General features: G+C 41.1%; 25 protein-coding genes and 1 other annotated feature. Of the genes, 22 read left to right on the plus strand and 3 right to left on the minus strand.

Annotated features, from left to right (window positions below):
- The first annotated feature begins 280 nt into the window (after nucleotides 1–280).
- From thrS to ACTWPM_RS07505, 6 genes are all read left to right on the plus strand, one after another.
- Entirely contained in the window at nucleotides 281–2,227 is a 1,947-nt protein-coding gene (gene thrS / locus ACTWPM_RS07480) for a threonine--tRNA ligase (RefSeq protein ID WP_443132440.1), read from the plus strand.
- Between the two features lie 174 nt (nucleotides 2,228–2,401).
- Nucleotides 2,402–2,526, plus strand: a sequence feature (ribosomal protein L20 leader region).
- 77 nt (nucleotides 2,527–2,603) lie between these two features.
- Nucleotides 2,604–3,107, plus strand: a complete 504-nt coding sequence (gene infC / locus ACTWPM_RS07485) for a translation initiation factor IF-3 (protein WP_014643974.1) — start codon at nucleotides 2,604–2,606, stop codon at nucleotides 3,105–3,107.
- 32 nt (nucleotides 3,108–3,139) lie between these two features.
- The gene (gene rpmI / locus ACTWPM_RS07490) at nucleotides 3,140–3,337 is read left to right on the plus strand and encodes a 50S ribosomal protein L35 (protein ID WP_014643973.1); all 198 of its coding nucleotides are present in this window, start codon (nucleotides 3,140–3,142) and stop codon (nucleotides 3,335–3,337) included.
- Nucleotides 3,338–3,367: 30 nt separating this feature from the next.
- Nucleotides 3,368–3,724 carry a 50S ribosomal protein L20 gene (gene rplT, locus ACTWPM_RS07495; RefSeq protein ID WP_443132441.1) on the plus strand — a complete coding sequence of 119 codons (357 nt, stop codon included), beginning with the start codon at nucleotides 3,368–3,370 and terminating at the stop codon, nucleotides 3,722–3,724.
- Between the two features lie 101 nt (nucleotides 3,725–3,825).
- A complete protein-coding gene (locus tag ACTWPM_RS07500) occupies nucleotides 3,826–4,113 on the plus strand; it encodes a DUF1294 domain-containing protein (protein ID WP_443132442.1) in 288 nt (95 codons plus the stop codon).
- 35 nt (nucleotides 4,114–4,148) lie between these two features.
- Nucleotides 4,149–4,721, plus strand: coding sequence for a TVP38/TMEM64 family protein (locus tag ACTWPM_RS07505; protein WP_443132443.1), 573 nt, complete (start codon nucleotides 4,149–4,151; stop codon nucleotides 4,719–4,721).
- A gap of 38 nt (nucleotides 4,722–4,759) precedes the next feature.
- Here the strand turns inward: ACTWPM_RS07505 and ACTWPM_RS07510 are convergent, their stop codons facing one another.
- Entirely contained in the window at nucleotides 4,760–5,161 is a 402-nt protein-coding gene (locus tag ACTWPM_RS07510; RefSeq protein WP_443132444.1) for a sigma-w pathway protein ysdB, read from the minus strand.
- A gap of 115 nt (nucleotides 5,162–5,276) precedes the next feature.
- On the opposite strand from ACTWPM_RS07510, the gene ACTWPM_RS07515 reads away from it, so the two are divergent.
- Together ACTWPM_RS07515 and ACTWPM_RS07520 are read left to right on the plus strand one after the other, a co-directional pair.
- Nucleotides 5,277–5,759: a dUTP diphosphatase gene (locus tag ACTWPM_RS07515; RefSeq protein ID WP_443132445.1), complete on the plus strand. Its 483-nt coding sequence runs from the start codon at nucleotides 5,277–5,279 to the stop codon at nucleotides 5,757–5,759.
- A gap of 83 nt (nucleotides 5,760–5,842) precedes the next feature.
- Nucleotides 5,843–6,928: a M42 family metallopeptidase gene (locus ACTWPM_RS07520; protein WP_443132446.1), complete on the plus strand. Its 1,086-nt coding sequence runs from the start codon at nucleotides 5,843–5,845 to the stop codon at nucleotides 6,926–6,928.
- 58 nt (nucleotides 6,929–6,986) lie between these two features.
- Here ACTWPM_RS07520 and sspI read toward each other — a convergent pair whose 3' ends face one another.
- Entirely contained in the window at nucleotides 6,987–7,205 is a 219-nt protein-coding gene (gene sspI, locus ACTWPM_RS07525) for a small acid-soluble spore protein SspI (RefSeq protein WP_224892962.1), read from the minus strand.
- A 119-nt stretch (nucleotides 7,206–7,324) separates the two neighbouring features.
- Between sspI and ACTWPM_RS07530 the strand changes: the two genes are divergently transcribed.
- The 3 genes from ACTWPM_RS07530 (at nucleotide 7,325) to pheT (ending at nucleotide 11,852) form a co-directional block, all read left to right on the plus strand.
- Nucleotides 7,325–8,059, plus strand: a complete 735-nt coding sequence (locus ACTWPM_RS07530) for a TrmH family RNA methyltransferase (RefSeq protein ID WP_443132447.1) — start codon at nucleotides 7,325–7,327, stop codon at nucleotides 8,057–8,059.
- Between the two features lie 316 nt (nucleotides 8,060–8,375).
- Nucleotides 8,376–9,410 carry a phenylalanine--tRNA ligase subunit alpha gene (pheS, locus tag ACTWPM_RS07535; protein WP_443132448.1) on the plus strand — a complete coding sequence of 345 codons (1,035 nt, stop codon included), beginning with the start codon at nucleotides 8,376–8,378 and terminating at the stop codon, nucleotides 9,408–9,410.
- Nucleotides 9,411–9,425: 15 nt separating this feature from the next.
- Entirely contained in the window at nucleotides 9,426–11,852 is a 2,427-nt protein-coding gene (gene pheT / locus ACTWPM_RS07540; protein WP_443132449.1) for a phenylalanine--tRNA ligase subunit beta, read from the plus strand.
- A 46-nt stretch (nucleotides 11,853–11,898) separates the two neighbouring features.
- Here pheT and rnhC read toward each other — a convergent pair whose 3' ends face one another.
- A complete protein-coding gene (gene rnhC, locus ACTWPM_RS07545) occupies nucleotides 11,899–12,825 on the minus strand; it encodes a ribonuclease HIII (RefSeq protein WP_443132450.1) in 927 nt (308 codons plus the stop codon).
- Nucleotides 12,826–12,973: 148 nt separating this feature from the next.
- Here rnhC and zapA point away from each other — a divergent pair, with 148 nt between their 5' ends.
- From zapA to trxA, 11 genes are all read left to right on the plus strand, one after another.
- A complete protein-coding gene (gene zapA / locus ACTWPM_RS07550) occupies nucleotides 12,974–13,267 on the plus strand; it encodes a cell division protein ZapA (RefSeq protein WP_443132451.1) in 294 nt (97 codons plus the stop codon).
- Complete coding sequence (locus ACTWPM_RS07555; protein ID WP_443132452.1) at nucleotides 13,260–13,802, plus strand: CvpA family protein; 543 nt, start codon at nucleotides 13,260–13,262, stop codon at nucleotides 13,800–13,802. Before zapA ends, ACTWPM_RS07555 begins: the two co-directional genes overlap by 8 nt.
- 114 nt (nucleotides 13,803–13,916) lie before the next feature.
- Nucleotides 13,917–15,629 carry a DNA polymerase/3'-5' exonuclease PolX gene (polX, locus tag ACTWPM_RS07560; RefSeq protein ID WP_443132453.1) on the plus strand — a complete coding sequence of 571 codons (1,713 nt, stop codon included), beginning with the start codon at nucleotides 13,917–13,919 and terminating at the stop codon, nucleotides 15,627–15,629.
- Between the two features lie 27 nt (nucleotides 15,630–15,656).
- Nucleotides 15,657–18,002 carry an endonuclease MutS2 gene (locus ACTWPM_RS07565; RefSeq protein ID WP_443132454.1) on the plus strand — a complete coding sequence of 782 codons (2,346 nt, stop codon included), beginning with the start codon at nucleotides 15,657–15,659 and terminating at the stop codon, nucleotides 18,000–18,002.
- A gap of 25 nt (nucleotides 18,003–18,027) precedes the next feature.
- Nucleotides 18,028–18,435, plus strand: a complete 408-nt coding sequence (locus ACTWPM_RS07570; protein ID WP_443132455.1) for a DUF350 domain-containing protein — start codon at nucleotides 18,028–18,030, stop codon at nucleotides 18,433–18,435.
- A gap of 441 nt (nucleotides 18,436–18,876) precedes the next feature.
- A complete protein-coding gene (locus ACTWPM_RS07575) occupies nucleotides 18,877–20,580 on the plus strand; it encodes a long-chain-fatty-acid--CoA ligase (RefSeq protein WP_443132456.1) in 1,704 nt (567 codons plus the stop codon).
- A 107-nt stretch (nucleotides 20,581–20,687) separates the two neighbouring features.
- On the plus strand, nucleotides 20,688–21,278 hold the full coding sequence (locus ACTWPM_RS07580; RefSeq protein WP_443132457.1) for a TetR/AcrR family transcriptional regulator: 591 nt from the start codon (nucleotides 20,688–20,690) through the stop codon (nucleotides 21,276–21,278).
- Between the two features lie 14 nt (nucleotides 21,279–21,292).
- Nucleotides 21,293–22,066: an enoyl-CoA hydratase gene (locus tag ACTWPM_RS07585; protein ID WP_443132458.1), complete on the plus strand. Its 774-nt coding sequence runs from the start codon at nucleotides 21,293–21,295 to the stop codon at nucleotides 22,064–22,066.
- Nucleotides 22,067–22,083: 17 nt separating this feature from the next.
- Nucleotides 22,084–22,857, plus strand: coding sequence for an electron transfer flavoprotein subunit beta/FixA family protein (locus ACTWPM_RS07590; protein WP_443132459.1), 774 nt, complete (start codon nucleotides 22,084–22,086; stop codon nucleotides 22,855–22,857).
- Nucleotides 22,858–22,884: 27 nt separating this feature from the next.
- Nucleotides 22,885–23,865 carry an electron transfer flavoprotein subunit alpha/FixB family protein gene (locus ACTWPM_RS07595; protein WP_443132460.1) on the plus strand — a complete coding sequence of 327 codons (981 nt, stop codon included), beginning with the start codon at nucleotides 22,885–22,887 and terminating at the stop codon, nucleotides 23,863–23,865.
- A gap of 135 nt (nucleotides 23,866–24,000) precedes the next feature.
- Entirely contained in the window at nucleotides 24,001–24,315 is a 315-nt protein-coding gene (gene trxA, locus ACTWPM_RS07600; protein ID WP_443132461.1) for a thioredoxin, read from the plus strand.
- The last annotated feature ends 483 nt before the right edge of the window (nucleotides 24,316–24,798 follow it).

The following is a 24,798-nucleotide window of genomic DNA, read 5'->3' on the forward strand; positions in this document are numbered from 1 at the left end:
ATAATCAGCGATGATAAGGACAACAATACGAAGTGACGCTTGATTAGAGAAGGGGGCCACCGGCTGAAAGCTCCTCCTTGACGACTTCAGTATTTACCACCTTTGAGCTTTGCTTACGAACCTTTTGTAGTAGTTGGCAGCGCCTTATCCCCGTTAAGGATGAATGAAGCCGCATGGAATGCGGAAATTTTGGGTGGAACCACGAGTAATAACGCTCGTCCCTTAGCTGAGAAAGCTACGGGACGGGCGTTTTTTAGTATAGTAAAAAGGAGTGTTTATGATGGCCAATGCAATAAATATTAAATTTCCAGATGGTAATATCAAAGAGTATGAGCGCGGCACCACTGGAGAAGAAATTGCTCATTCTATCTCACCAGGCTTGAAAAAACAAGCGCTGGCAGTAAAGTTGGATGGGGAACCTTTCGATTTAAGACGTCCAATTGAAGAAGATGGAATGATTGAAATACTTACGTATAAAAACCCGGAAGGTTTAGAAGTGCTGAGGCACTCTTCAGCACATCTAATGGCTCAAGCGGTTAAGCGCCTTTATGGTAATGTCAAACTAGGTGTAGGTCCCGTTATTGAAAATGGGTTTTATTACGATATCGACATGGAAGAATCCATTACACCAGAAGACTTGCCGAAAATTGAAAAAGAAATGCAGAAGATAGTAGATGAAAACCTGGAAGTAGAGCGAATTGAGCTTTCACGTGAGGAAGCTAAAGAGAAGTTCCGCCAAATCGGGGATGACCTGAAACTTGAATTAATAGATGATATTCCAGAAGGAGAACAGGTTACGATTTATAAGCAAGGAGAGTTTTTTGATCTTTGCCGAGGAGTCCATGTTCCTCAAACTAGTAAAATTAAGGTTTTCAAACTGTTAAGTATTTCAGGAGCTTACTGGCGCGGAAATAGTGATAATAAAATGCTTCAGCGTATCTATGGTACAGCATTTGAAAAGAAGGACCAACTAGAAGAATATCTGCACTTATTAGAAGAAGCCAAAGAGCGGGATCACCGTAAGTTGGGCAAGGAGCTCGAAATATTTACAGTTAATCAAAAAGTGGGACAGGGACTGCCTATGTGGCTGCCAAAAGGAGCGACAATCAGACGTACCATAGAAAGGTACATTGTTGATACAGAAGAGCGTCTAGGCTACGCCCACGTATATACACCTGTCCTTGGCAGTGTGGATCTATATAAGACAAGCGGTCACTGGGATCACTACCAGGATGATATGTTCCCAGTCATGGAAATGGACAATGAGGACCTTGTACTTCGTCCTATGAACTGCCCCCACCATATGATGGTCTATAAGAATCAATTATACAGCTATCGTAATCTGCCGGTAAGGATTGCGGAACTCGGGACTATGCACCGCCACGAAATGTCAGGAGCTCTAGCTGGTCTGCAGCGCGTGAGAGCCATGACTTTGAATGATGCTCATATCTTTGCCCGCCCAGATCAGTTGAAGGATGAGTTTAAGCGAGTTGTCCGACTTGTCCAGGAGGTTTACCACGACTTTGGAATTAATGATTATTACTTCCGACTGTCTTACCGGGATCCTGAGGATAAAGAAAAGTATGTGGATAATGATGAAATGTGGAATAAAGCTCAGGACATGCTGAAGGAAACAATGGAAGATATGCAGCTTGAATACGTGGAAGCCGAAGGGGAGGCCGCTTTTTATGGTCCTAAACTCGACGTACAAGTGAAGACGGCGCTTGGGAAGGATGAAACGTTATCTACGATCCAACTCGACTTCCATTTACCTGAGCGATTCGATTTAACTTATGTCGGAGAGGATGGAAACGACCACCGTCCTGTTGTTATCCACCGTGGTGTCGTTTCAACGATGGAGCGTTTTGTCGCTTTTCTAATCGAAGAATATAAAGGAGCATTCCCTACTTGGCTAGCCCCTGTACAGGCAAAAATTATTCCGGTTTCAGCTGATGCTCATCTGGACTACGCTAAAAAATTAGAAGATGAGTTAAGAGAGGCAGGCATCCGCGTTGAAGTAGACGAACGGAATGAAAAAATTGGTTACAAAATAAGAGAAGCGCAGATTCAGAAAGTACCTTTCCAACTGGTCGTCGGAGATCGGGAAATTGAAGACCATGCGGTTAATGTACGACGATACGGAGAACAGGATTCAGCTACAAAATCAGTGGACAAGTTTAAAGAGGAAATTAAAAATGAGATTGACCAGAAACTGTTAAGGAAATAAGTAATGAACACGGGCGTCCCCCGTGTTCATTAATCATTAGTTAGTAATTCCGATCTTGATTTTTAATTCAGGATCCTTTAAGCTATTAAAAGTGTAGGTAAAGGAACAAAAGGACTTGTTGACATTACTCAAAAGGCATGCTATTATAGTTTAGGTAACTTAATGAACGGATCTAGAGACAAGTAGAAGCACCCGCTTCTCACCTGATCGACGCTTTAAGCAGTTGGCAGGTTATTATTTCCTTTGTTTTCTTAGGAGACGTGTGGGTGCAGTATGTGTGCCGACACTTTTTTTATGTTGAAAATTCTTGTCGATGACAGATCTAATAGAAGTTTTCTAAATATGTTGGAGGTGGCTCAATATTAGCAAAGATAACATGAATGTTAATGAGAAAATTCGTGCCCGTGAAGTTCGCCTAATCGATGTAAACGGTGAGCAGCTTGGAGTAAAATCCCGTAACGAAGCATTAGATATTGCGGCTAACGCAAATCTTGATCTAGTTATGGTAGCTCCTAACGCTAAGCCGCCGGTTTGCCGAGTGATGGACTACGGGAAGTATCGCTTTGAGCAGCAGAAGAAAGAAAAAGAGGCTCGCAAAAAGCAAACCATTATCAAGGTGAAGGAAATTCGTCTAAGCCCGAATATTGAAGAGCATGATTTCAATACGAAGCTTCGTAATGCTCGTAAATTCTTGAGTAAAGGCGATAAAGTGAAAGCATCTGTCCGCTTCCGCGGCCGTGCGATCACACACAAAGAACTTGGCCAAAATGTACTGGAGCGCGTAGCTGAAGAGTGCAAAGATATTGCCCAAGTTGAGACCAAGCCTAAAATGGAAGGTCGCAGTATGTTTCTAATGCTTTCTCCTCTGAACGAGAAGTAAGAAACTGCAAAAAGTAAAAGGAGGAAATTCACATGCCAAAAATGAAAACCCATAAAGGTTCTCAAAAACGTTTCAAAAAAACAGGTACAGGTAAAGTGAAACGTTCTCACGCATTCACTAGCCACTTGTTCGCAAATAAGTCTACAAAACAGAAGCGTAAACTTCGTAAAGATACACTAGTTTCTGCTGGAGACTACCGTCGTATCAAGCACATGCTTCCAAAAGATTAATAACAGAACGAATAAATAGGAGGGATTCCCATGCCACGAGTAAAAGGTGGAACAGTGACACGTCAGCGTCGTAATCGTGTCCTTAAACTAGCAAAAGGTTATTATGGTTCAAAACATGCTTTGTTCAAACAAGCAAAACAACAAGTAATGAAATCAGGTCAGTATGCGTACCGTGACCGTCGTCAGAAAAAGCGTGATTTCCGCAGACTATGGATCGCACGTATTAACGCGGCAGCACGTACGAACGACATTTCTTACAGCCGTCTAATGCACGGTTTAAAGCTTGCTGGTGTTGAAGTAAACCGTAAAATGCTTGCCGATCTTGCTGTTAGTGATGAGCAAGGATTTGCAAATCTTGCGGAGCAGGCTAAATCTGCACTTAAATAAGTCTTTAAAGCGTAAATGCGCTTGAGTCTTACAATTTAATTGTTTTAAAAAGCCATTTCCGATCGCCTGGAAATGGCTTTTTTTATAAGGCGGGAAAATCAATGAAAATAGTATTTGGGTTTACAGTTATAAGTGTAATCCTCATGTCTCTTATCTGTCTCTATCTTATGTGGTGGGATAAACGAAAATCAGTGAAAGGCCAGTGGAGGGTCTCTGAGCAAACCATATGGATCACAGCTATTCTGGGTGGGGCATTCGGAGGCTGGGCAGGTATGCGTTTATTCCATCATAAAACCAAACATCATTTCTTTGCCTTTGGTCTGCCTGTACTTGCTTTGCTTCAAGCAGGACTGCTCGTGTACGGATTCGTTCAGTTCTACCCCTTATAAGTTTCTCATAAGATGTAGTTAGGGAGGGGGATTGAATGGGCGAGACATCTTCTGCAATCCTGACATGGATCGAACAACAAGAAGCCTGGGCACCGCTCTTATTCATAGGTATTCATTTATTACGGCCTTTTCTATTTCTACCAGTAATGCTTGTCTGCATCACTGGAGGGGTATGGTTTGGTCCAATTGCGGGTACTGCTTACTCCGTAATTGGTACCATGTTATCAAGCCTTCTTTTTTATCGGACTATTCGTTTGGTTCCATTCGGGTTAAAAAGGCTGCGAGGACTGAAGGAAAAGTGGATGAAAAAAAATGCCCATTTAACTGTTAAGCAAGTAGCAGTTCTTCGCTTAATACCGTTTATACATTTCCATTTACTATCCTATTGTTTATTGGAAATCAGTGCGGATTTCAAAGAGTATGCAAAGTCATCCCTGTTTGCAAACTTTCCCTTAGCTGTGGTCTACACGTCCATGGGCCAATGGATTTCAGTTTTGTCCATTCCAATGATGGTGATTTTCTCGATTTTTTTACTCATTGTAAGTTTTTCGATCCGTAAAAAATTTGAGGTTTTTGTTTGGAAAGATTTTTTTCATCCTGCTCCATAAAAAAGAGGCTGCTCCATATCTTTCGGAGCAGCCTCTTTTTAATAATTGTCATTTAAAGGATGAATAATCAAACGATTCATGGGATATTTCCATTCAATGGAGGCGTAAGGATAGCGTATGAGGATTTCCTGCTCTAGAAAATAAATATCTTCGCGATCAAGTCCTTGAAGCCTTTCGGGCTCATGGGTACTGACGTTAATCGTTACCACTTCAAAGGAATGCTCCGTAGTGCCTAAATATTTCTCCCCTTCAAATACAAACCCTTTGTAAGTCATAAGAAAGTTTTCTTTTGTGTTCTCTTTATTATCATGAAAGAAGAATTCCTGTTTTTCACGTGCTAGTTCCAGCTTCCTTCTTGGATTAACGGCAAATTTGTAAGCGGTGTATAGGATGAACGCTATGGCAATTAGTAATAATATACGGAAAAGGATTATTATCATACTTATCGTCTCCCTGTTCGTGGGTTAGTAGTTTATATACGTTTAGAAGTGTCGTTTTGTTTCAAAAAATGATACATTTATTAAAGATACGCTTATTGGGAAGGAGTCAGATCTTATGAATTGGGAAGCTTTATACCTTATGCAGGAAAAGCTCGATCATTATATTGAAACTCAACATCAATTGAAAAACTCAGAAAAGATAAAAGAAAAGCTTCTGGCTCTTCAAGTGGAATTAGGTGAATTGGCAAACGAAACACGCTGTTTCAAATTCTGGAGTACCAAGCAAGCCAGTACGAAAGAAGTCATCTTAGAAGAATATATTGATGGTCTTCATTTTATATTGTCTTTAGGGTTAGATCTTGGTCACCGTTATGAGTCTCAGCCCGTTACCCCGTTCACATCACAAACAGGTGCTTTTCTAGCGGTGTATTCCCTGATAGAACAGTTTCGTAACCACACAAATGAGAATAATTATAAGGAATTATTTGGCGGCTATCTTAGCTTAGGAGAGACGCTAGGGTTTAGCGAAGCTGAGCTCGTCCGGGCTTACCATGCTAAAAATGAAGTGAACTTTGAGCGGCAGGACCAGGGATATTAAGCCCGAAGAGACGCAATTTTTTGTGAAATCGCTTAAAAAGATATATAATAACACTTGGAAATAAAAAGGAGGAATTATTACATATGGCTAAAAAAGATGAAACGTTGACAATGCTGAAAGATCTTACTGATGCCAAGGGTGTGCCGGGAAATGAAAGGGAAGCTCGTGAAGTAATGAAAAGGTACATTACTCCCTTCGCTGATGAGGTATTTACGGATAACCTTGGCAGCTTAATTGCTAAGAAAACAGGAGATAAAAAAGGTCCTAGTGTCATGGTTGCAGGCCATTTGGATGAGGTTGGCTTTATGGTTACCCGTATCGATGATCACGGTTACGTTTATTTCCAAACCGTGGGCGGCTGGTGGAGTCAGGTAATGCTTGCCCAGCGTGTAACGCTCATGACAAGAAATGGAGACTTGACAGGCGTTATTGGCTCAAAGCCTCCGCACATTCTACCTGCTGAACAGCGCAAAAAACCAGTAGAAATTAAAGATATGTTTATCGATATCGGTGCTTCAAGCCGGGAAGAGGCTGAAGAATTTGGTGTGAAACCCGGGGACTCTGTGGTCCCATATTTTGAATTTACCCAAATGAAAAATGAAAAAATGCTGCTGGCAAAAGCGTGGGATAATCGAATTGGCTGTGCTATTGCTATAGAGGTTCTAAAGCGTCTGAAAGGCGAAAAGCATCCGAACGTGGTTTATGGTGTAGGTACGGTACAGGAAGAAGTGGGGCTTAGAGGTGCCCGTACTGCTGCGAACTTAATTAATCCAGATATCGCTTTTGGTGTAGACGTAGGTATTGCAGGCGATACCCCGGGGGTGTCCGATAAGGATGCCTCAAGTAAAATGGGAGATGGACCTCAAATCATTCTATATGATGCGTCCATGATTTCTCATAAGGGTCTGCGTGACTTTGTTACGGATACAGCTGATAAGAATAAAATCCCTTATCAATTTGATTCCCTTGCAGGTGGTGGTACAGATTCAGGAGCTATCCACTTAAGTCACGACGGAGTACCTGCTTTGTCAATTACAATTGCGACTCGTTACATTCATTCTCATGCAGCTATGCTTCACCGTGATGACTTCGAAAATGCGGTTAATTTGATTGTAGAAGTCATTAAAGAACTTGATGCAGATAAAGTTCAGGAGATTACTTTCAAATAAAAGAAAAAGAAGACCAGTCCATTGTGGCTGGTCTTTGTTATACATGCATTTAAAAAAATTAAGCAGTAGGTTCTTTTAAGCTCTGCTCTAATGTATTTAATATTTCCTGTTTCTCTTGTTCATCTGACTCTTTCCAAAGCATCTCAAAGAAGACGCCTAGACCAGGAAGCATCTTTTCTTCGCCTTTTTGCATGGCATCATCAATCGTGGCTTCCAATTGTTCTGAGTTGTGCCCAGTTACATTAGAAAGAATCGCTTGTCTTAAGTTAAGATTCATTTTTACGGGATCCTCCTTTATTATAAATTATCCTCATGAAAGTTTCCCTCTTAGTTTGACCAAACAGGATAAACCTATGTATGATTAGTTAGAAATAGACGAACAAATGAGGGAAGACAATGATTACATCCATTCAAAATTCACAGGTTAAAGAGTGGAAAAAGTTACATAAAAGAAAATACCGCAATAGAGAAGAGCGTTTTCTTGTCGAAGGTTATCACTTAGTAGAAGAAGCGCTGAAAAGCGATTGGCCTGTTTTTGAATTCATACTCAGTGAAGACGTGAATTTTTCAGTACCTGAACATGTGAAGTGTACAACCGTAAGCAACCAAGTATTTTCAGCCATCTCTGAGACAGAAACGCCTCAGGGAATCGCGGCAGTAGTAGGACAGAAGGTATGGGAGTATGCCCCTGCGTCCTTAACATTACTAGTGGATGCTGTACAGGACCCTGGCAACCTGGGAACTTTAATACGGACGGCAGATGCTGCTGGATTTGACCATATAATTTTGGGGACGGGTACAGTCGATCCTTATAATGATAAAGTTATTCGTGCCACTCAGGGGTCTCTTTTCCATATTCCTCACTTTACAGGTGATCTGGAGAAATATATTGGGAAATTAAAAAGCAGTGGTACCTCCATATGGGCCTCTACGTTGCAAAATTCTACTCCTTTTCAAGAACTCCGGCCTCAAGAGAAAGCAGCTCTTATTGTAGGCAATGAAGGACAGGGGATTTCTCAGGACTTTCTGGATTTAGCAGATCAGCTGGTCTATATTCCAATTTACGGAGAAGCGGAATCATTAAATGTTTCTATAGCAGCAGCTGTATTGATGTACCATATGAAAGGGTAGGGTTGCATCCTGCTTTTTCATTCTCTATAATATATAAGCAGTTATATAATAAAAAGCGTAGAAAGAGGCAAGTAGGTAATTGGGAATCGATTTTAGGGAGGAAGCACCTTAGACTGGAAGTGCTTTTATCGTGACAACTACTGAATTTTCACTCTGGAGCTGATCACTCTATGTGGTCCGGAATTTATTCCGTTATTCAATCTGAGGTGGGCACTACAGGTGTCAACAAGGGTGGTACCGCGAAACGACCATGGCAAGTCTCGTCCCTTTTTTTGGGACGGGACTTTTTTATTTTTATTAAAGGAGGACATATTCGATGAAAGAGCGTTTAGAAGAGTTGAAGCAGGAAGCTCTGCAAAAAGTAAATAAATCCGAAAACGTGCAAAACCTGAAAGACGTTCGGGTAGAGTACTTAGGAAAAAAAGGCCCTATTACTGAGGTGCTTCGCGGCATGGGGAAATTATCAAAGGAAGAACGTCCCGTAATTGGTCAGCTGGCAAATGAAGTAAGAGAAAGTATAGCCGCTGCGATTGATACGAAGCAGACTCGTCTGGAAGATGAAGAACTTGAAAAACAATTAGAGTCAGAAAGCATTGACGTGACTTTACCAGGACGCCCCGTTCGTGTAGGTGGTCCTCACTTACTTACAAGTATTGTGGAAGAAATTGAAGATTTATTTATCGGCATGGGCTTTGAAATAAAAGAAGGTCCTGAAGTGGAAACCGATTATTATAACTTTGAAGCATTGAACTTACCTAAAGGGCATCCGGCCCGTGATATGCAGGATTCTTTCTATATTACAGAAGAGCTGCTTCTGCGTACCCATACCTCACCAGTCCAAGCACGTACAATGGGGCAGAAAGACGGAAATGAACCAGTTAAGATGATCTGCCCAGGTAAAGTTTACCGCAGGGATACAGATGATGCGACCCATTCTCACCAATTTACTCAGTTAGAAGGCCTTCTAGTTGATAAGAATGTCCGCATGAGTGATCTGAAAGGGGTTTTAAATGCCTTTGCCAAGCAAATGTTTGGAGCAGAGCGCGATATAAGACTTCGTCCAAGTTTTTTCCCATTTACGGAACCGTCTGTAGAGATGGATATTTCTTGTAAAGTGTGTGAAGGGAAAGGGTGTTCCGTCTGTAAAGGAACTGGCTGGATCGAAATATTAGGTGCAGGTATGGTTCATCCGAATGTATTGGAAATGGCAGGTTATGATCCAAAAGAGTACTCTGGATTCGCGTTTGGGATGGGACCTGAGCGAATTGCAATGTTGAAATATGGAGTAGACGATATTAGAAATTTCTATACCAATGACATCCGATTCTTAGAACAATATCACAAAGCGTAAAGGAGGAGAAAATCAATGCTTGTATCATCAAATTGGTTGCAAGAATTAATCGATATTAGCAGCTATTCAACCGAAGAGTTAGCTGAAATCATCACGAAAACAGGAATCGAAGTGGAAAGTGTGACACCTGTTGCAGAAGGCGTGTCCGGCGTAGTTGTTGGACATGTGCAGTCCTGTGTACAACATCCAAATGCTGACAAACTATCTCTTTGCCAGGTTGATGTAGGAGAGGAAATCCTGCAAATCGTCTGTGGTGCTCCGAATATTGCAGAAGGGCAGCAAGTAGCTGTTGCTAAACCTGGATCTGTGCTTCCAGGTAACTTCAAAATTAAGAGAACTAAGCTCCGTGGGGAAGAGTCAAATGGCATGATTTGTTCTCTTCAGGAGCTGGGTATAGACGAAAAAGACGTGCCGAAAGAATTTGCTGATGGTATTTTCGTTTTCCCTGAAGATGTTGAAACAGGAGCGGACGCTCTTTCTCTGTTGAATTTAGATGATAAGATAATAGAACTTGGTTTAACACCAAACCGATCTGATGCCCTGAGCATGGTTGGAGTAGCTTATGAAGTGGCTGCCGCTATCGATGGTTCCTATAAACTGAAAGAGGAAGATGTTCCATCCTCTAATGAATCTGCGGAGAATTTCATTTCTGTAGAGGTAGAAGACAAAGAGGCAAACCCTTATTATGGGGCTTTCATCATTAAAGATATAAAAGTAGGCTCATCTCCTCTATGGATGAGGAATCGCTTAACGGCTGCGGGAATTCGTCCTATCAATAATGTGGTGGATATAACGAACTATGTGCTGCTCGAATACGGTCAGCCGCTTCATGCTTTTGATTACGATCGTTTCGGCTCGGACAAGGTTGTAACAAGACGAGCTGAAGACGGAGAAGTGATTACAACATTAGATAACCAAAATCGTGAACTGAAGAACCACCACTTGGTTATAACAAACGGTAAAGAGGCTCATGCGATCGCCGGGGTTATGGGTGGTGCGAAGTCGGAAGTTCAGGGAGATACGGAAACATTGATTTTAGAAGCGGCTTATTTTGATCCATCAGTCGTGCGGCAGGCTTCCAAGGATCATGGACTAAGAAGTGAGTCAAGCAACCGCTTTGAGAAAGGTGTCGATCCAAACCGCGTAGAGCGTGCAGGAAAGCGTGCCTGCGAGCTGCTGGCCAAGTATGCTGGCGGCACAGTTTTATCAGGAACAGTAAGCGTAGATCAACTGGATCGTTCTGAAAAAACGGTTTCTATGGAAACGACTGTAATTAATGAACGACTTGGAACTTCAATCACTAATGAAGAGATTGCTGATATCCTGCGCCGCCTTCAGTTTTCCTATGAACAGAATGGTGAACATTTTGTTGTAAAAATTCCAACCCGCCGTGGGGATATTGAACTTTTTGAAGATATGCTGGAAGAAGTAGCTCGTATTTTCGGGTATGATAACCTTCCCTATACACTTCCACAAGGATCTTCTCAAGCAGGAGGGTTAACACTTGAGCAGCAGCTCAAACGAAAAGTGAAATCTTACTTCGAAGGAGCCGGACTGCATGAAACGATTACGTATTCTTTAACACCAATAGAACGTTCTCAGATGCTTGTTAGTCCGGAAATTAAACGACAGGCGAAATCTCCGGTTGCTCTTGCTATGCCGATGAGTGAAGACCACAGTCATCTGCGGCTCAGCATGCTGCCCGAATTATTGCAATCCTTATCTTATAATGTGGCCCGTAAGCAGAAGGATCTATCTTATTATGAAGTGGGGACCGTATTTGTAAGTAATGAGGAAGAAGTAACGAGACAGCCTAATGAAATTCTAAGAGCATCCGGGGCTTTAACAGGCACTTGGATCTCACATCCCTGGCAGCAGGAGAAAAAAGAAGTAGACTTTTATGTAGTGAAAGGTATTGTTGAAGGGTTGAGTGCACAGCTTGATCTGTCATTCACCTATGAAAAAACCAAACTTCCTCATATGCACCCAGGACGCACGGCACTAGTAAAATCAGGTGATAAAGAAGTTGGTTTTATCGGACAAGTTCATCCTAAGCTTCAAAAAGAACTTGGTTTGAAGGATACGTATGTTTTCGACTTAAATGCTGAAGAATTATTTACTCAATATACTAAAGAGGAAGCGTTCCAGGCAATTCCGCGCTATCCATCTGTCTCAAGGGACATTGCGCTAGTGGTAGATGAACAGATCACCTCTGCCGCTATTGCTGATACAATTTCTGAGGCAGGAGCTCCACTGGTTAAGGATATACGGGTATTTGACGTATATCAAGGCGATCATTTACCAGAAGGGAAGAAATCCCTGGCGTTCAACCTTTTATATTTAGATCCTCATCGTACTTTGAAAGACCAGGAAGTTGAAGAAGCGCACGACAAAATTTTAACAGCAGTTAAAGATAAGCACGAAGCTGAACTTCGTGGATAAAAATAAACAGGTGTCCCGGCAGATCCGGGACACCTGTTTTATACTTCTACCACTTTTTAGCCTTTTGGGTATTGGCAAAATGCACTTTTGCTATCTCTTCAAGCTTATCTTCACCATAGTGTTTGATGACTTGAGCGGCGGCCTGATCAACTTTTGCAGAGGCACCTTTAGGGATGGAAAGTCCTGTATCCATTTCTAGTTGATCCATTGCTTTAACAAAAGCCGACCGGGCGATAATGGACCCTGCAGCAACAGCAATCGAGTGACTTTCGGCTTTTGTCATAAAATAAACATTGGGCTGTAAATGTAATTTTTCACTACGTAAATGCTTCTGGTAAACCTCAGGCTGTGAAAATTGATCAATCAGAATTCCATCGGGTTTCTCAGGGGATATCTTTTCTAATAACTTGTCCAGCGCCTGATGATGGAGAATTGTTTTCATTTTACCTTGGGACCAGCCCTTGCGCTGCCATTGATTATATTTATTATTAGGAAGCCGCAAAAGGCTGTAGGGAATTTTTAACTCGACAATGCTTTTAGCCAAGTCCCTGATTTGCCTGTCACTTAAATGCTTAGAGTCCTTAACCCCAAGGGCTTTTAGCGCAGGTACTTGCTCTTTAGTAACATAAGCTGCTGCAACCGTGATCGGTCCGAAGTAATCACCGGTACCAGCTTCATCAGAGCCGATATGAGAACTAGTAAATAAGCTCTGGGGAGGATGAAAGGCATGTGGCTGTTTAGAACTACTATTAGATTTAAGCGAACCGGAGTCAGGTTTCCCCCATTGCTCGGACTCAGATTCAGGGCTTCTACCTTGAAAAAGAACTTTACCGGAACGATAGGCTGTAATCGTGCAAGCATTGGTTTTGGCAGCAAAAATGGCATTTTGCGGCGGATTTTTCAGTTGAGAGAGATAGTGTTTTTTCATTTTTTCCAGTGTGGAAGCTGGTAATTTTAGGACAACTTGTGGCATGTTTAATTCCTTTCTGTGAACAAAAATGGTAACAACAGTATAGCAAAACCCATTCGAAAATAGAACATTTGCAAATTAGATCCATATTGGTTTCCTAATTCAATATCTTCATGTTACTATTAAATTTAGGATTGAGAAACTAGGGGGTATGGACGTGGCACAATCGGACCAAGACAAGAAAAGAATTACAGTGGAGATCAATAAGCGGTCTTACACTATAGTTGGTCATGAAGAACCCCATCATATCCGTATGGTATCCAGCTTAGTGGATCAGAAAATGCGTGAAATTCACGAAGCAAATCCAAGTCTGGATACGGCTAAGCTCGCCGTTTTGACTGCTGTTAATACGATGAATGAATATATAAAGTTAAAAGAAGAATGCACGGAACTGATGGATTATATAGAAAAGAAAGAGGAAAAGGACGACCACAACGATGATTGACTTACTATTGTTTTTTATATTAATAATTGGAATTCTAATTGGCCTGAAAAGAGGATTTATCCTGCAGCTATTCCATCTGATCGGGTTTATTGTTTCTTTCGTAGTAGCGGCTATGTACTACGACGACTTATCTCCCAAGCTTACTCTCTGGGTTCCATACCCGGAATTGCCCGCTGATTCATCCTGGGCCGTTTTTGTGGAGAACATGCCATTGGAACAAGCGTTCTATAATGCGGTAGCTTTTGCTATTTTGTTTTTTGGAGTAAAAATCATTATACATATCATCGCATCCATGTTGGATTTTGTTGCCGAGCTTCCAATTCTGAGTTCCTTGAACACATTATTGGGAGGTATTCTTGGATTCATAGAGAACTATATTCTGCTTTTTGTCTTACTGTATTTCGCGGCATTAGTTCCCCTGGAAATGGTACAGAATGCACTGGATCGTTCGTTCTTAGCTCAGTTCATCATTGAACACACTCCAGTGTTTTCCGAACAATTGAAAACATTATGGATCGAACACGTGGCTGACTGATGATAATGTAGATATGGGTAGACTAAGCCGCTGTGATTATGATCATAGCGGTTTTTTCTTATGTATATGAGGAAAATGTACAGTATAATCATCTATTAGAGGAGACGATAACATATGGCTGTTGATAAAAAGCAAGTAATCAAGTTACTGGATAAGATTGCTGTATATCTTGAGTTGAAAGGTGAGAATCCTTTTAAAATATCTGCTTATCGCAAAGCTGCTCAGGCTTTGGAGAGCGATGACCACTCATTGAGTGAAATTGAAGACTTTACAAAGATGAAAGGGATTGGAAAATCTACAGCATCTGTTATTCATGAGTTTATTGAAAATGGTGAATCTGATACATTAAAACAATTACAAGCAGAAGTTCCTGAAGGGCTGGTTCCATTACTTGACCTGCCTGGACTTGGTGGAAAGAAATTAGCAAAGTTGTATCAGGAATTAGGTATTATTGATGCGGAAACGTTAAAGACAGCAGTAGAAAAAGGGGAAGTTGAAGAGTTGGAGGGATTTGGAAAGAAGTCTGCTGAAAAGATAAAGAAGGCTTTAGAAGAAGCAAATACCCGTCCAGAACGCCTGCCGATTGCTTTAATGCTGACTCTAGCTGATAAAATAGAAGGTTTTCTTCAAAATGCAAAAACTGTAATACGCTATTCGCGAGCTGGCAGTCTTCGGCGCATGAGGGAGACAATCAAGGATATTGATTTTATCCTGGTCTCGGAAAACCCGGCGGAGACAAGAGACGAACTTCTTGATTATCCCGATATTAAAGAGATAGTGGCTTCGGGAGAGACAAAAGTTTCCATCGTTGTAAATGAAGGTTATGATATTGGAATTGATTTCCGTATTGTTGCGCCTGAGGAGTTTGCGACCACTCTCCACCACTTTACCGGTTCTAAGGACCATAATGTTTCGATGAGACAGCTTGCCAAGCAGCAAGGTGAAAAGATAAATGAATATGGCATTGAAAACGCCGAAACAGGTGAAGTTAAAACTTTTGAAACGGAAGAGGACTTCTTTAACCATTTTGGACTGCACTACATTCCGCCAGAGGTCAGAGAGAATTATGGGGAAGTAGAGAAGTATAAGGAACCGGTAGAGTTAGTCGAAATGAGTGATATCCGCGGTGATCTGCATATGCACTCGACATGGAGTGATGGCGCGCAGTCCATTAAGGAAATGGCCGAACGTGCAAAAAATAAAGGCTATGATTTTATCGCCATAACTGATCACTCTAAGTACTTACGAGTAGCCAATGGTCTTAATGAAGAGCGTTTACGCAAACAGCGTGAGGAAATTAATAAAGTTAATGAAGCGATGGAGAATTTTCATATATTTGCAGGTATAGAAATGGATATCCTCCCAGATGGGTCCCTGGATTTTAATGATGAGTTTCTAAAAGAGATGGATTTTGTCATCGCGTCCATTCATTCTAGTTTCAATCAGTCTGAAGAAAAGATAATGAAGAGACTGAATACAGCTTTGGAGAACCCTCACGTTGATATGATTGCTCACCCAACGGGCCGCTTAATAGGAAAGAGAAAAGGTTACAACGTAAATTTAGATGAATTGATCAGCGGAGCCAAGCGCACGGGAACCATTTTAGAATTGAACGCCAACCCTAACAGGCTGGACTTAAACTGGGAATGGTTAATGAAAGCCCAAGAAGGAGGCGTGAACATAGCTATAAATACGGATGCTCACAGTTACCCTATGTTAGCACATATGGAAGTGGGAATTGGCGCAGCCCGAAAAGGATGGCTCAGGAAAGAAACGGTAGTAAATACTTGGACAAAAAAGCAGCTTATGAGTAAGTTCGGTATTTGATAGTTGTTATAAAGGAGACGGATCTACATGAACCAGCGAATCCTTCATGTTTTAGAATTTAAAAAAATTATTGATCAATTAAGTGAACATGCAGCCTCCTCATTAGGTAAAGAAAAAACTGCTGCTTTAAAACCATCCTCGGACCTGGAGGTAGTAAAAGAATGGCAGATGGAAACAGATGAAGCGGCTCAAGTGCTCCGGTTAAAAGGACATGTACCGCTAGGTGGTATTTTTGATATTAAACCGAGTTTAAAAAGAACAACTATTGGTGGTATATTAAGTGCATTAGAGTGCCTGGACGTGGCAAGTACCATATATGGCGGACGTCAGTTGAAACGTTTTATTGAAGAAGCCGAAGAACCTGACATGCCTATACTCAGGGAAATAGTGACTGGGATTATACCTCTTAAGGAATTAGAGCAGTTGATTCGAAGTTGTATTGATGAGCATGGAAATGTTATGGACGGAGCCTCGGATAAGCTTAGAACCATTCGCTCTCGGGTCCGGACTTATGAGAGTCGGGTACGTGATAAAATGGATTCATTTACTAAGTCCAAGACTAAGATGTTATCGGATGCGATTGTAACCATTAGAAATGAGCGGTATGTATTACCAGTAAAACAGGAATACCGGGGGTCGATCGGAGGTATTGTGCATGATCAGTCTTCGTCCGGAGCTACACTCTTCATCGAACCCCAATCAGTCGTAGACCTGAATAACCAGCTCCAAGAAGCTCGAGTTCAGGAAAAGCACGAAATTGAAAAGATTTTGAAGGAGTTGTCTGAGGAGATTGCGGAAAATCATTCTGCATTATATGAGAATGTAACCCGCTTAGGAAACATAGATTTTATGTTCGCTCGCGCGAAGCTCGGTAAGCAAATGAAAGCCTCTATGCCTTCCATGAACGATGAAGGGCGCATTAAGATGCTTCAGGCAAGACATCCCTTAATTGGTGAGGAAGAAGTGGTCCCCAATGATATAGAAATTGGGGAGGATTATACCTCTATCGTTATTACCGGTCCCAATACCGGCGGGAAGACCGTCACTTTAAAATTGGTAGGTCTATGCACACTTATGGCTCAGTCAGGTCTTCAGATTCCTGCTCTGGATGGGTGTGAGATGGCTGTGTTTGAAGAGGTTTATGCTGATATAGGGGATGAGCAATCCATCGAGCAGAGCTTATCTACTTTCTCCTCTCATATGACTAATATTGTCGATATTTTAAAGCACGTGGATGACAAAACACTTGTTTTATTTGATGAGTTAGGAGCGGGTACTGACCCACAGGAAGGTGCCGCACTTGCAATGTCCATATTAGATGAAGTAGTAAATAGGAATGCTTGTGTAATTGCCACGACTCACTATCCTGAATTAAAAGCTTATGGCTATAACCGTGAAGGTGTGATCAATGCTTCAGTTGAATTTGATATCCAGACGTTAAAGCCTACCTACCGATTATTAATTGGCGTGCCTGGGCGCAGTAATGCATTTGAAATTTCGCGTAAGCTTGGATTAAATGAGTCCGTAATCACCTCTGCCCAGCAGAAAATCGGAGTTGACTCTCAAAGTGTAGAGAACATGATTGCCTCGCTTGAAGAATCAAAGCGGGGAGCAGAGCAGGATTATGCAGAAGCTGAACGTTTGCTGCAGGAAGCGGAAGATTTACGCAACGAGTTGAAGAATAAGTGGACACAGTTCGAACAAAAACGCGAGGCTCTTTATGAAAAAGCTGAAGAAAAAGCAGAAAAAGCAATTCGTCAGGCTCGAGAAGAAGCGGAGGCTATTGTCGGCGAGATCAGGAATATGAAGTCACAGGCTGGTATGAAAGAACATGAATGGATTGAAGCAAGGAAGATGTTCGACGAAGCTCAACCCGAACTTGCTAAAAAGAAAAAAGAGCCAAAACCAGAATCTCCAAAAGAAGTAAGAGAATTAAAATCTGGAGACGAAGTAAAACTGCTTACTCTAAATCAGAATGGGACGATTGTGGAACAGACTGGAAAAAACGAATACCAGGTTCAAGTAGGTGTAATGAAAGTTAAAGCCAAAAGAAAGGACCTGGAGTTCATTAAGGCGGAGCAGCCTTATAAAGAAAAACCGATGGCTACAGTTAAAGGAAAAGGCTACCATGTGAAAACAGAGCTTGATTTACGTGGCGAGCGGTATGAAGACGCCCTAAATAGACTTGAAAAGTATATTGATGACGCAGTACTGGCAGGTTACCCAACCGTCTCTATTATACATGGAAAAGGAACGGGAGCATTGAGAACCGCGGTACAAAACTATGCCAAGAACCACCGGAATATAACAAGTCACCGAGCAGGTGGCATGAATGAAGGCGGCAGCGGAGTTACTGTGCTGGAGCTTAGCTAGTAGATTATAAAGGGAGCGTTAAGATATGACTGACTTTTGGGAATATACGTTAATTGAGACAGCCGCTCGCTACAGTGTTGTCATCTTATGTTTGGTTGTCTTTATGGCTGTTTTTGAAATCGTCACTTCATATAATAATTGGAAGGAAATAAAAAATGGAAACCTTGCTGTAGCAATGGCTACGGGCGGGAAGATATTCGGGATTGCCAATATCTTTCGCTTTTCCATTGAACACAATGATTCGCTTCTCCAGACTATGGGCTGGGGGCTGTTTGGGTTTATTCTTCTATTATCCGGTTATTTTATCTATGAATTCTTGACGCCTTCCTTTAAAATTGACGAGGAAATTGCCACAGACAACCGTGCCGTTGGCTTTATGTCTTTCATCATCTCGGTGGGTCTTTCATATGTAATTGGAGCGAATATCATATAAGGGGCGAGATCATGGAAACCTTAGCAAAAGTATTAATGGTTGTTGCAGCTGTTTTTTTACTGATTGGAATATTATTTTTTATTGTTTATTAGAATGAAGTCTTCTTCACCTGTGGAGAAGACTTTTTTATATGCTCTTGCAAGAATGGTTCCGCACCAAGCGAAAAAACAAATCTCACGCAACAGGAAGCTTAACTATAAAACAAAAGGGAGGTTTTACAGAAACTTATAAAAATTATTAAAGAAAACCCTTTATTCAGGAGAGGTATAAGCGGATGTATAACAAGCGAAAATTGAATCTGTCTCCAGGGACCGGACCAGATTATGAACAGAGTAGATCCCTGCGCTTATAGTTAATTTTTTCAAAATTTAAAATTATATTTCAAATTTTTTTCATAAATCGTTATAATGGATATATAAGACTAAAGGGAGGCAATACGATATGGACACCTTTCATCGCCCCTGGCATGAACATTATCCACCAGAAGTACCTACCACTTTGGATTATGACGAGAAGCCGCTGCATGAATATTTAGAAGATAGTGCTCAATCATACGGCGAAAAGAAAGCGCTTTATTTTATGGGGAAGGAACTAAATTATCAGCAGATTTATGAAGAATCAAGGTTACTTGCCAGCTATTTACAAGAGAAAGGTTTAAATAAAGGGGATCGAGTATCTATAATGCTCCCTAACTGCCCGCAGTCTGTTATAGCTTATTATGCTATTCTAATGGCAGGAGGGATTGTTGTTCAAACCAATCCCTTATACATGGAGCGAGAGCTAGAGTATCAAATGAAAGATTCTGGAACAAAAATGATTATCTGTCTGGATATTCTTTATCCAAAAGCTGCTAACGTTAAGCCGAATACACCGCTTGAACATATTATTGTTACTGGAATTAAAGATTATTTACCATTTCCGAAAAACAAATTGTATCCATTTGTACAAAAAAGACAATACCAGGTATTAGTTAAGCCGGAACAGTCGAGTGATACTCATTTATGGAAGAATATACTAAAGACAGCAACTGGAAATGTAACACCTGTTAAAGTGAACCCTAAAGAAGATTTAGCTCTTCTCCAATACACTGGAGGTACCACTGGCTTTCCAAAGGGAGTTATGCTGACTCACTACAATCTAGTTGTTAACACACAAATGGCTAAAAAATGGTTGTACAAATGTGAAGAAGGTAAAGAAGTAGTGCTCGCTATTCTCCCATTCTTCCATGTGTACGGAATGACATCCGTCATGAACCTTTCTGTTATGATGGGAAATAAAATGGTTTTAATGCCTAAATTCGATGCAGAAGAGGTATTAAAAGTTATTGAAAAACAACGACCGACACTTTTCCCGGGAGCACCTACCATTTATATTGCCCTTTTAAATCATCCGAATTTGAAGAAATATGATTTATCCTCAATTGAAGCCTGTATCAGCGGCTCAGCTCCCCTTCCCGTGGAAGTACAAGAGAATTTTGAAAGGATAACGAAAGGGAAACTGGTAGAGGGATACGGGTTGACGGAGACTTCTCCAACTACTCACTCTAATTTAATTTGGGGAAGGCGCGTAAGTGGGAGTGTAGGAATTCCTTGGCCAGATACAGATGCTAAAATATACCGGATGGAAGCTGATGAAGAGGCAGAGCCGGGAGAAATTGGTGAAATTGTAGTCAAAGGGCCTCAAGTGATGAAAGGCTACTGGAATAAGCCTGAAGAAACAGCTCAAGTTTTAAGTGAAGATGGATGGTTTCGCACAGGAGACATGGGACGCATGGATGAGGAAGGTTACTTTTATGTAGTAGACCGTAAAAAAGATATGATTATTGCGGGGGGCTACAACATTTATCCTCGTGAAGTAGAAGAAGTGTTGTATGAACATTCAGAAATACAGGAAGCAGTTATCGTTGGTGTACCAGATCCTTATCGAGGAGAAACTGTTAAAGCATTTATTGTGAAAAAGCAGGGAAGCGAGATTACGGAAGAGGAATTAGATGAGTATTGTCGTAAGAATATAGCCTCTTACAAAGTCCCCCGGATTTACGAGTTCCGTAATGAACTGCCAAAAACAGCAGTAGGAAAAATTTTACGTCGCACGTTAGTGGAAGAAGAAAAGAGAAAGTTAGAGGGTACAGAAAGTGTTCAATAAAATTTAAAAGAGTGCAAAATGAAAGTTGACAGATATTTTCCTGGATAGTAGTATAATAGATGAATGACCATTCATTCATTTTCAACGAAGTTAGGCAGGAGATTGAAGTGAAAAAAAATAAACCTAAATACAAACAAATTATTGATGCAGCGGTAGAAGTTATTGCTGAAAATGGATACCACTCTTCGCAAGTTTCAAAAATCGCCAAGAAAGCGGGAGTGGCGGATGGTACAATTTATCTTTATTTTAAAAACAAGGAAGATATACTTGTTTCGCTATTCCAGGAGAAAATGGGGCAATTCATAGAGAAAATCGAGGAAGAAACCACCTCTAGACAATCAGCTGAGGAAAAACTTCTGAAATTGATTGAGACTCATTTTGAGCAGCTCTCTGCAGATCATCATTTAGCGATAGTAACACAGTTAGAGCTGCGTCAATCGAATTCGGAACTCAGGCAGAAAATCAATGAAGTATTAAAAGGATATTTAGATGTCATTGACCAGATTGTTGAAGAAGGTGTAGAAGAAGGGTTGTTCCGCGATAACCTTGACCGCCGTCTTGTCCGTCAGATGATCTTCGGAACGATGGATGAGACGGTTACTAATTGGGTTATGAAAGAGCAGCGCTATAACATAGTAGATCAGGCAAAAGAAGTCCATAGTTTATTTATCCATGGATTGGCCCATCCAAAAAAATAAAGGAGGGAATAGGGTTGTCAACTCTTACATTACAAGTGAAAGAACAAGTAGCAGAAATCACAATACAGAGTCCACCAGCGAATGCTCTGTCCAGCACTATCCTTCAGGACTTGTCAGAAGAAATGGATCGGATTGAGCAAGATTCATCGATAAAAGCCATTCTACTTAAAGGTGAAGGAAAGTTCTTTTCAGCTGGAGCTGATATTAAGGAATTTACCTCTCTGCAAGGAGCCTCTGATTATGAAGGTCTCTCAAGCAAAGGGCAAGAATTGTTCAACAGGATAGAGAACTTTCATATTCCGGTTATAGCTGCTATTCATGGAGCAGCGCTAGGCGGAGGGCTCGAGCTTGCTATGGCCTGCCATATACGCTATGTAGCTGATGATGCAAAAATCGGGCTGCCTGAAATTAACTTAGGGATTGTACCAGGGTTTGCCGGGACCCAGCGGCTGCCAAGATATGTTGGTGCTCCTAAGGCTTATGAAATGATCTTAACGGGGGTTCCAATTTCGGGAAGTGAAGCTGCCTCATTAGGTTTGGCAAATCAAAGTTTTCCGAATGAAGAAGTATTTGAACAAGCTGAAAAGCTTGCACGAACAATTGCTTCTAAAAGCGGCCCAGCCATTAATCAGGTAATGAACCTGATTCCCTATGCTCATACGTCGACTTTCAGTAATGGAGTAAACGCAGAGGCTACAGCATTTGGTCAGGTGTTTGGTAATGAAGATGCCAAGGAAGGCATTCAAGCTTTTATAGAAAAAAGAAAACCCGAATTTCAAGATAAATAGTCCAGGAGGTTATGTAAATGAACATTTATGTTTTACTTAAAAGAACCTTTGATACAGAAGAAAAGATTACTGTTGCTAATGGAAAGATTGAGGATGATAGTGCCGAATATATTATCAACCCTTATGATGAATATGCGGTTGAAGAAGCAATTAAGATTCGTGATGATCACGGAGGAGATGTAACAGTAGTAACGATTGGTGAAGAAGATGCAGAGAAACAATTACGGACAGCACTAGCCATGGGAGCTGATCAGGCCGTTCTAATTAACACAGAAGACGACCTGGAGGCAGGAGATCAGTTTACTACAGTTAAAATTCTGGAAGCTTTCTTTTCTGACCGTGATGTAGACCTTATCCTTGGAGGTAATGTGGCTATTGATGAAGCAAGCGGGCAGGTCGGACCTCGTTTGGCTGAACGACTGGATATGCCTTGTGTTACGACCATTACTAAAATAGAAATTGATGGAACTACTGTAACGATTGATCGTGATGTTGAAGGGGATGTAGAGAAAGTTGAAACATCACTTCCGCTGCTGGTTACGTGCCAGCAAGGTTTAAATGAGCCGCGCTATCCATCCTTGCCAGGTATTATGAAAGCGAAGAAAAAGCCATTAGAAGAGCTGGAACTAGATGATTTAGATTTAGAGGAAGACGATGTGGAGCCTAAAACGAAGACCACTGAAATTTTCCTTCCACCTGAAAAACAAGCAGGTAAAGTTCTGGAAGGTGAAACTGCCGATCAGGTTAAAGAATTAGTATCGTTGCTAAAAACTGAAGCTAAAGTACTGTAAATAGAGGACTGGGAAAGGAGAATCGTTATGAGTAAAAAAGTTTTAGTAATTGGGGAAGCTAGAGAAGGGTCCCTTCGTAATGTGACTTTTGAAGCGATTGCGGCAGGGAATATTGTAAGTGATGGCGGAGAAGTAGTAGGTGTGCTTTGCGGTGCAGGTGACTTGAGTGAAATGGCAAAAGAAATGGTGTACTACGGAGCTTCACGTGTAATCACCGTTGCAAACGAAGAATTGAAAACGTATACATCTGACGGTTACGGACAAGCGATTTATCAAGTGATTAAAGATGAATCTCCTGAAGGCATTATTATGGGGCACACGTCTATCGGAAAAGATGTAACTCCAAAACTCGCAAGCAAATTAGAATCAGGACTGGTTTCTGACGCGACGGAAGTAGTTGTAGAGGATGGAAGCATCGTGTTTACCCGCCCAATTTATTCAGGTAAGGCGTTTGAGAAGAAGGAAGTAACAGATGGGCTTGTGTTTGCGACGATTCGACCAAATAATATCCCTGCCTTAACTCGCGATGATTCGCTGGCTGGAGAAGTTACAGAAAAAGAGGTTGAAGTAACTAATATTCGAACGATTATTAAAGATGTCATCAAAAAATCTTCAGAGGGTGTCGACTTATCTGAAGCTAAAGTGATTGTGGCTGGTGGCCGCGGAGTTAAAGGTTCAGAAGGGTTTGAACCTTTACAAGAACTTGCTGATGTACTTAATGGAACAGTAGGGGCCTCTCGTGGCGCTTGTGATGCAGGATACTGCGACTATTCACTGCAGATTGGTCAAACAGGTAAAGTTGTTACTCCAGACTTATATATTGCCTGCGGAATTTCAGGTGCCATTCAGCACTTGGCAGGAATGTCGAACTCTAAAGTAATTGTTGCGATTAATAAAGACCCGGAAGCTAACATTTTTAATGTAGCAGATTATGGGATTGTAGGCGATTTATTTGATGTAGTACCGAAGCTGATTGAAGAAGTGAAACAAATGAAAGTTAATGCATAAATTTAATAAAGCCGAAGCCAAATAATTGGCTTCGGCTTTGTTCCATGTTTAAATAGGGTATAAACAAATTGTTAGTCACTAAAAATAGATAGTGATATACTCTAAACAGAATAAAAGTTCGAGGAGGAATAGAGAATGGCAATTGTAAAAGCAACAGATCAAAACTTTACAGACGAAACAAATGAAGGTTTAGTACTAGCAGACTTTTGGGCTCCATGGTGTGGACCTTGCAAAATGATCGCACCGGTTCTAGAAGAACTGGATGAAGAAATGAACGATCAAGTAAAAATCGTTAAACTTGATGTAGATGAGAACCAGGAAACAGCTGGTAAGTATGGAGTTATGAGTATTCCTACTTTACTACTCTTTAAAGACGGCAAAGTCGTCGACCAAGTGATCGGTTTCCAGCCAAAAGAACAGCTGGCTGAACTCATTTCCAAACACGCGTAAGAAAAATCTTCAAAAAAGACCGCGTTGCATAGCAGCGCGGTCTTTTTTATAGAATGCTCTGTTAAAGTTTATTGTTGATAATTCATAAGTGGCTTATTACACAGGAGGGCCGCAGGAAAGTGTTCAAATGTGGAATCGCCCCGAAAGACACGACCAGCATAAGCCGACCATCAAAAGGATTGCGGTTTTTCAATCCGTTGATGAGCGGCTTATGTCTCGAGTGTCTGGGTGATGGAACAAGCCGAGTTGTTTCCGTAGCCGCCCCATCCTTTTTTTGGCAATGGACCCGAGTTATCTCGAAACTGAGTCTTAATATAGAAACTGGAGCTTTTTCTTTATATCAACACGGAAGTTAGTTTAACAAAGCCTTATAGCAAAATGAAAACTTCATATGGTCTTTTAGGAAAGAAAGCACATTGTAATGGTTTATTTTTGTATAATATTTCCTGCATGTGATACGTTTAATATAGATTTCTTATATAT

Source organism: Halobacillus sp. K22 (assembly GCF_052246795.1).
Taxonomy (GTDB): Bacteria; Bacillota; Bacilli; order Bacillales; family Halobacillaceae; genus Halobacillus.

Coding starts and splice junctions, on each gene's coding strand:
- pheS (WP_443132448.1), top strand. CDS start 8,376: ATGAAAGAGCGTTTAGAAGAGTTGAAGCAGGAAGCTCTGCAAAAAGTA.
- sspI (WP_224892962.1), bottom strand. CDS start 7,205: ATGAATCTTAACTTAAGACAAGCGATTCTTTCTAATGTAACTGGGCAC.
- rplT (WP_443132441.1), top strand. CDS start 3,368: ATGCCACGAGTAAAAGGTGGAACAGTGACACGTCAGCGTCGTAATCGT.
- rnhC (WP_443132450.1), bottom strand. CDS start 12,825: ATGCCACAAGTTGTCCTAAAATTACCAGCTTCCACACTGGAAAAAATG.
- ACTWPM_RS07515 (WP_443132445.1), top strand. CDS start 5,277: ATGAATTGGGAAGCTTTATACCTTATGCAGGAAAAGCTCGATCATTAT.
- ACTWPM_RS07510 (WP_443132444.1), bottom strand. CDS start 5,161: ATGATAATAATCCTTTTCCGTATATTATTACTAATTGCCATAGCGTTC.
- ACTWPM_RS07520 (WP_443132446.1), top strand. CDS start 5,843: ATGGCTAAAAAAGATGAAACGTTGACAATGCTGAAAGATCTTACTGAT.
- rpmI (WP_014643973.1), top strand. CDS start 3,140: ATGCCAAAAATGAAAACCCATAAAGGTTCTCAAAAACGTTTCAAAAAA.
- polX (WP_443132453.1), top strand. CDS start 13,917: ATGGCTGTTGATAAAAAGCAAGTAATCAAGTTACTGGATAAGATTGCT.
- ACTWPM_RS07530 (WP_443132447.1), top strand. CDS start 7,325: ATGATTACATCCATTCAAAATTCACAGGTTAAAGAGTGGAAAAAGTTA.
- ACTWPM_RS07565 (WP_443132454.1), top strand. CDS start 15,657: ATGAACCAGCGAATCCTTCATGTTTTAGAATTTAAAAAAATTATTGAT.
- zapA (WP_443132451.1), top strand. CDS start 12,974: ATGGACGTGGCACAATCGGACCAAGACAAGAAAAGAATTACAGTGGAG.
- thrS (WP_443132440.1), top strand. CDS start 281: ATGGCCAATGCAATAAATATTAAATTTCCAGATGGTAATATCAAAGAG.
- infC (WP_014643974.1), top strand. CDS start 2,604: ATGAATGTTAATGAGAAAATTCGTGCCCGTGAAGTTCGCCTAATCGAT.
- ACTWPM_RS07595 (WP_443132460.1), top strand. CDS start 22,885: ATGAGTAAAAAAGTTTTAGTAATTGGGGAAGCTAGAGAAGGGTCCCTT.
- pheT (WP_443132449.1), top strand. CDS start 9,426: ATGCTTGTATCATCAAATTGGTTGCAAGAATTAATCGATATTAGCAGC.
- ACTWPM_RS07590 (WP_443132459.1), top strand. CDS start 22,084: ATGAACATTTATGTTTTACTTAAAAGAACCTTTGATACAGAAGAAAAG.
- ACTWPM_RS07505 (WP_443132443.1), top strand. CDS start 4,149: ATGGGCGAGACATCTTCTGCAATCCTGACATGGATCGAACAACAAGAA.
- ACTWPM_RS07570 (WP_443132455.1), top strand. CDS start 18,028: ATGACTGACTTTTGGGAATATACGTTAATTGAGACAGCCGCTCGCTAC.
- ACTWPM_RS07500 (WP_443132442.1), top strand. CDS start 3,826: ATGAAAATAGTATTTGGGTTTACAGTTATAAGTGTAATCCTCATGTCT.
- trxA (WP_443132461.1), top strand. CDS start 24,001: ATGGCAATTGTAAAAGCAACAGATCAAAACTTTACAGACGAAACAAAT.
- ACTWPM_RS07555 (WP_443132452.1), top strand. CDS start 13,260: ATGATTGACTTACTATTGTTTTTTATATTAATAATTGGAATTCTAATT.
- ACTWPM_RS07575 (WP_443132456.1), top strand. CDS start 18,877: ATGGACACCTTTCATCGCCCCTGGCATGAACATTATCCACCAGAAGTA.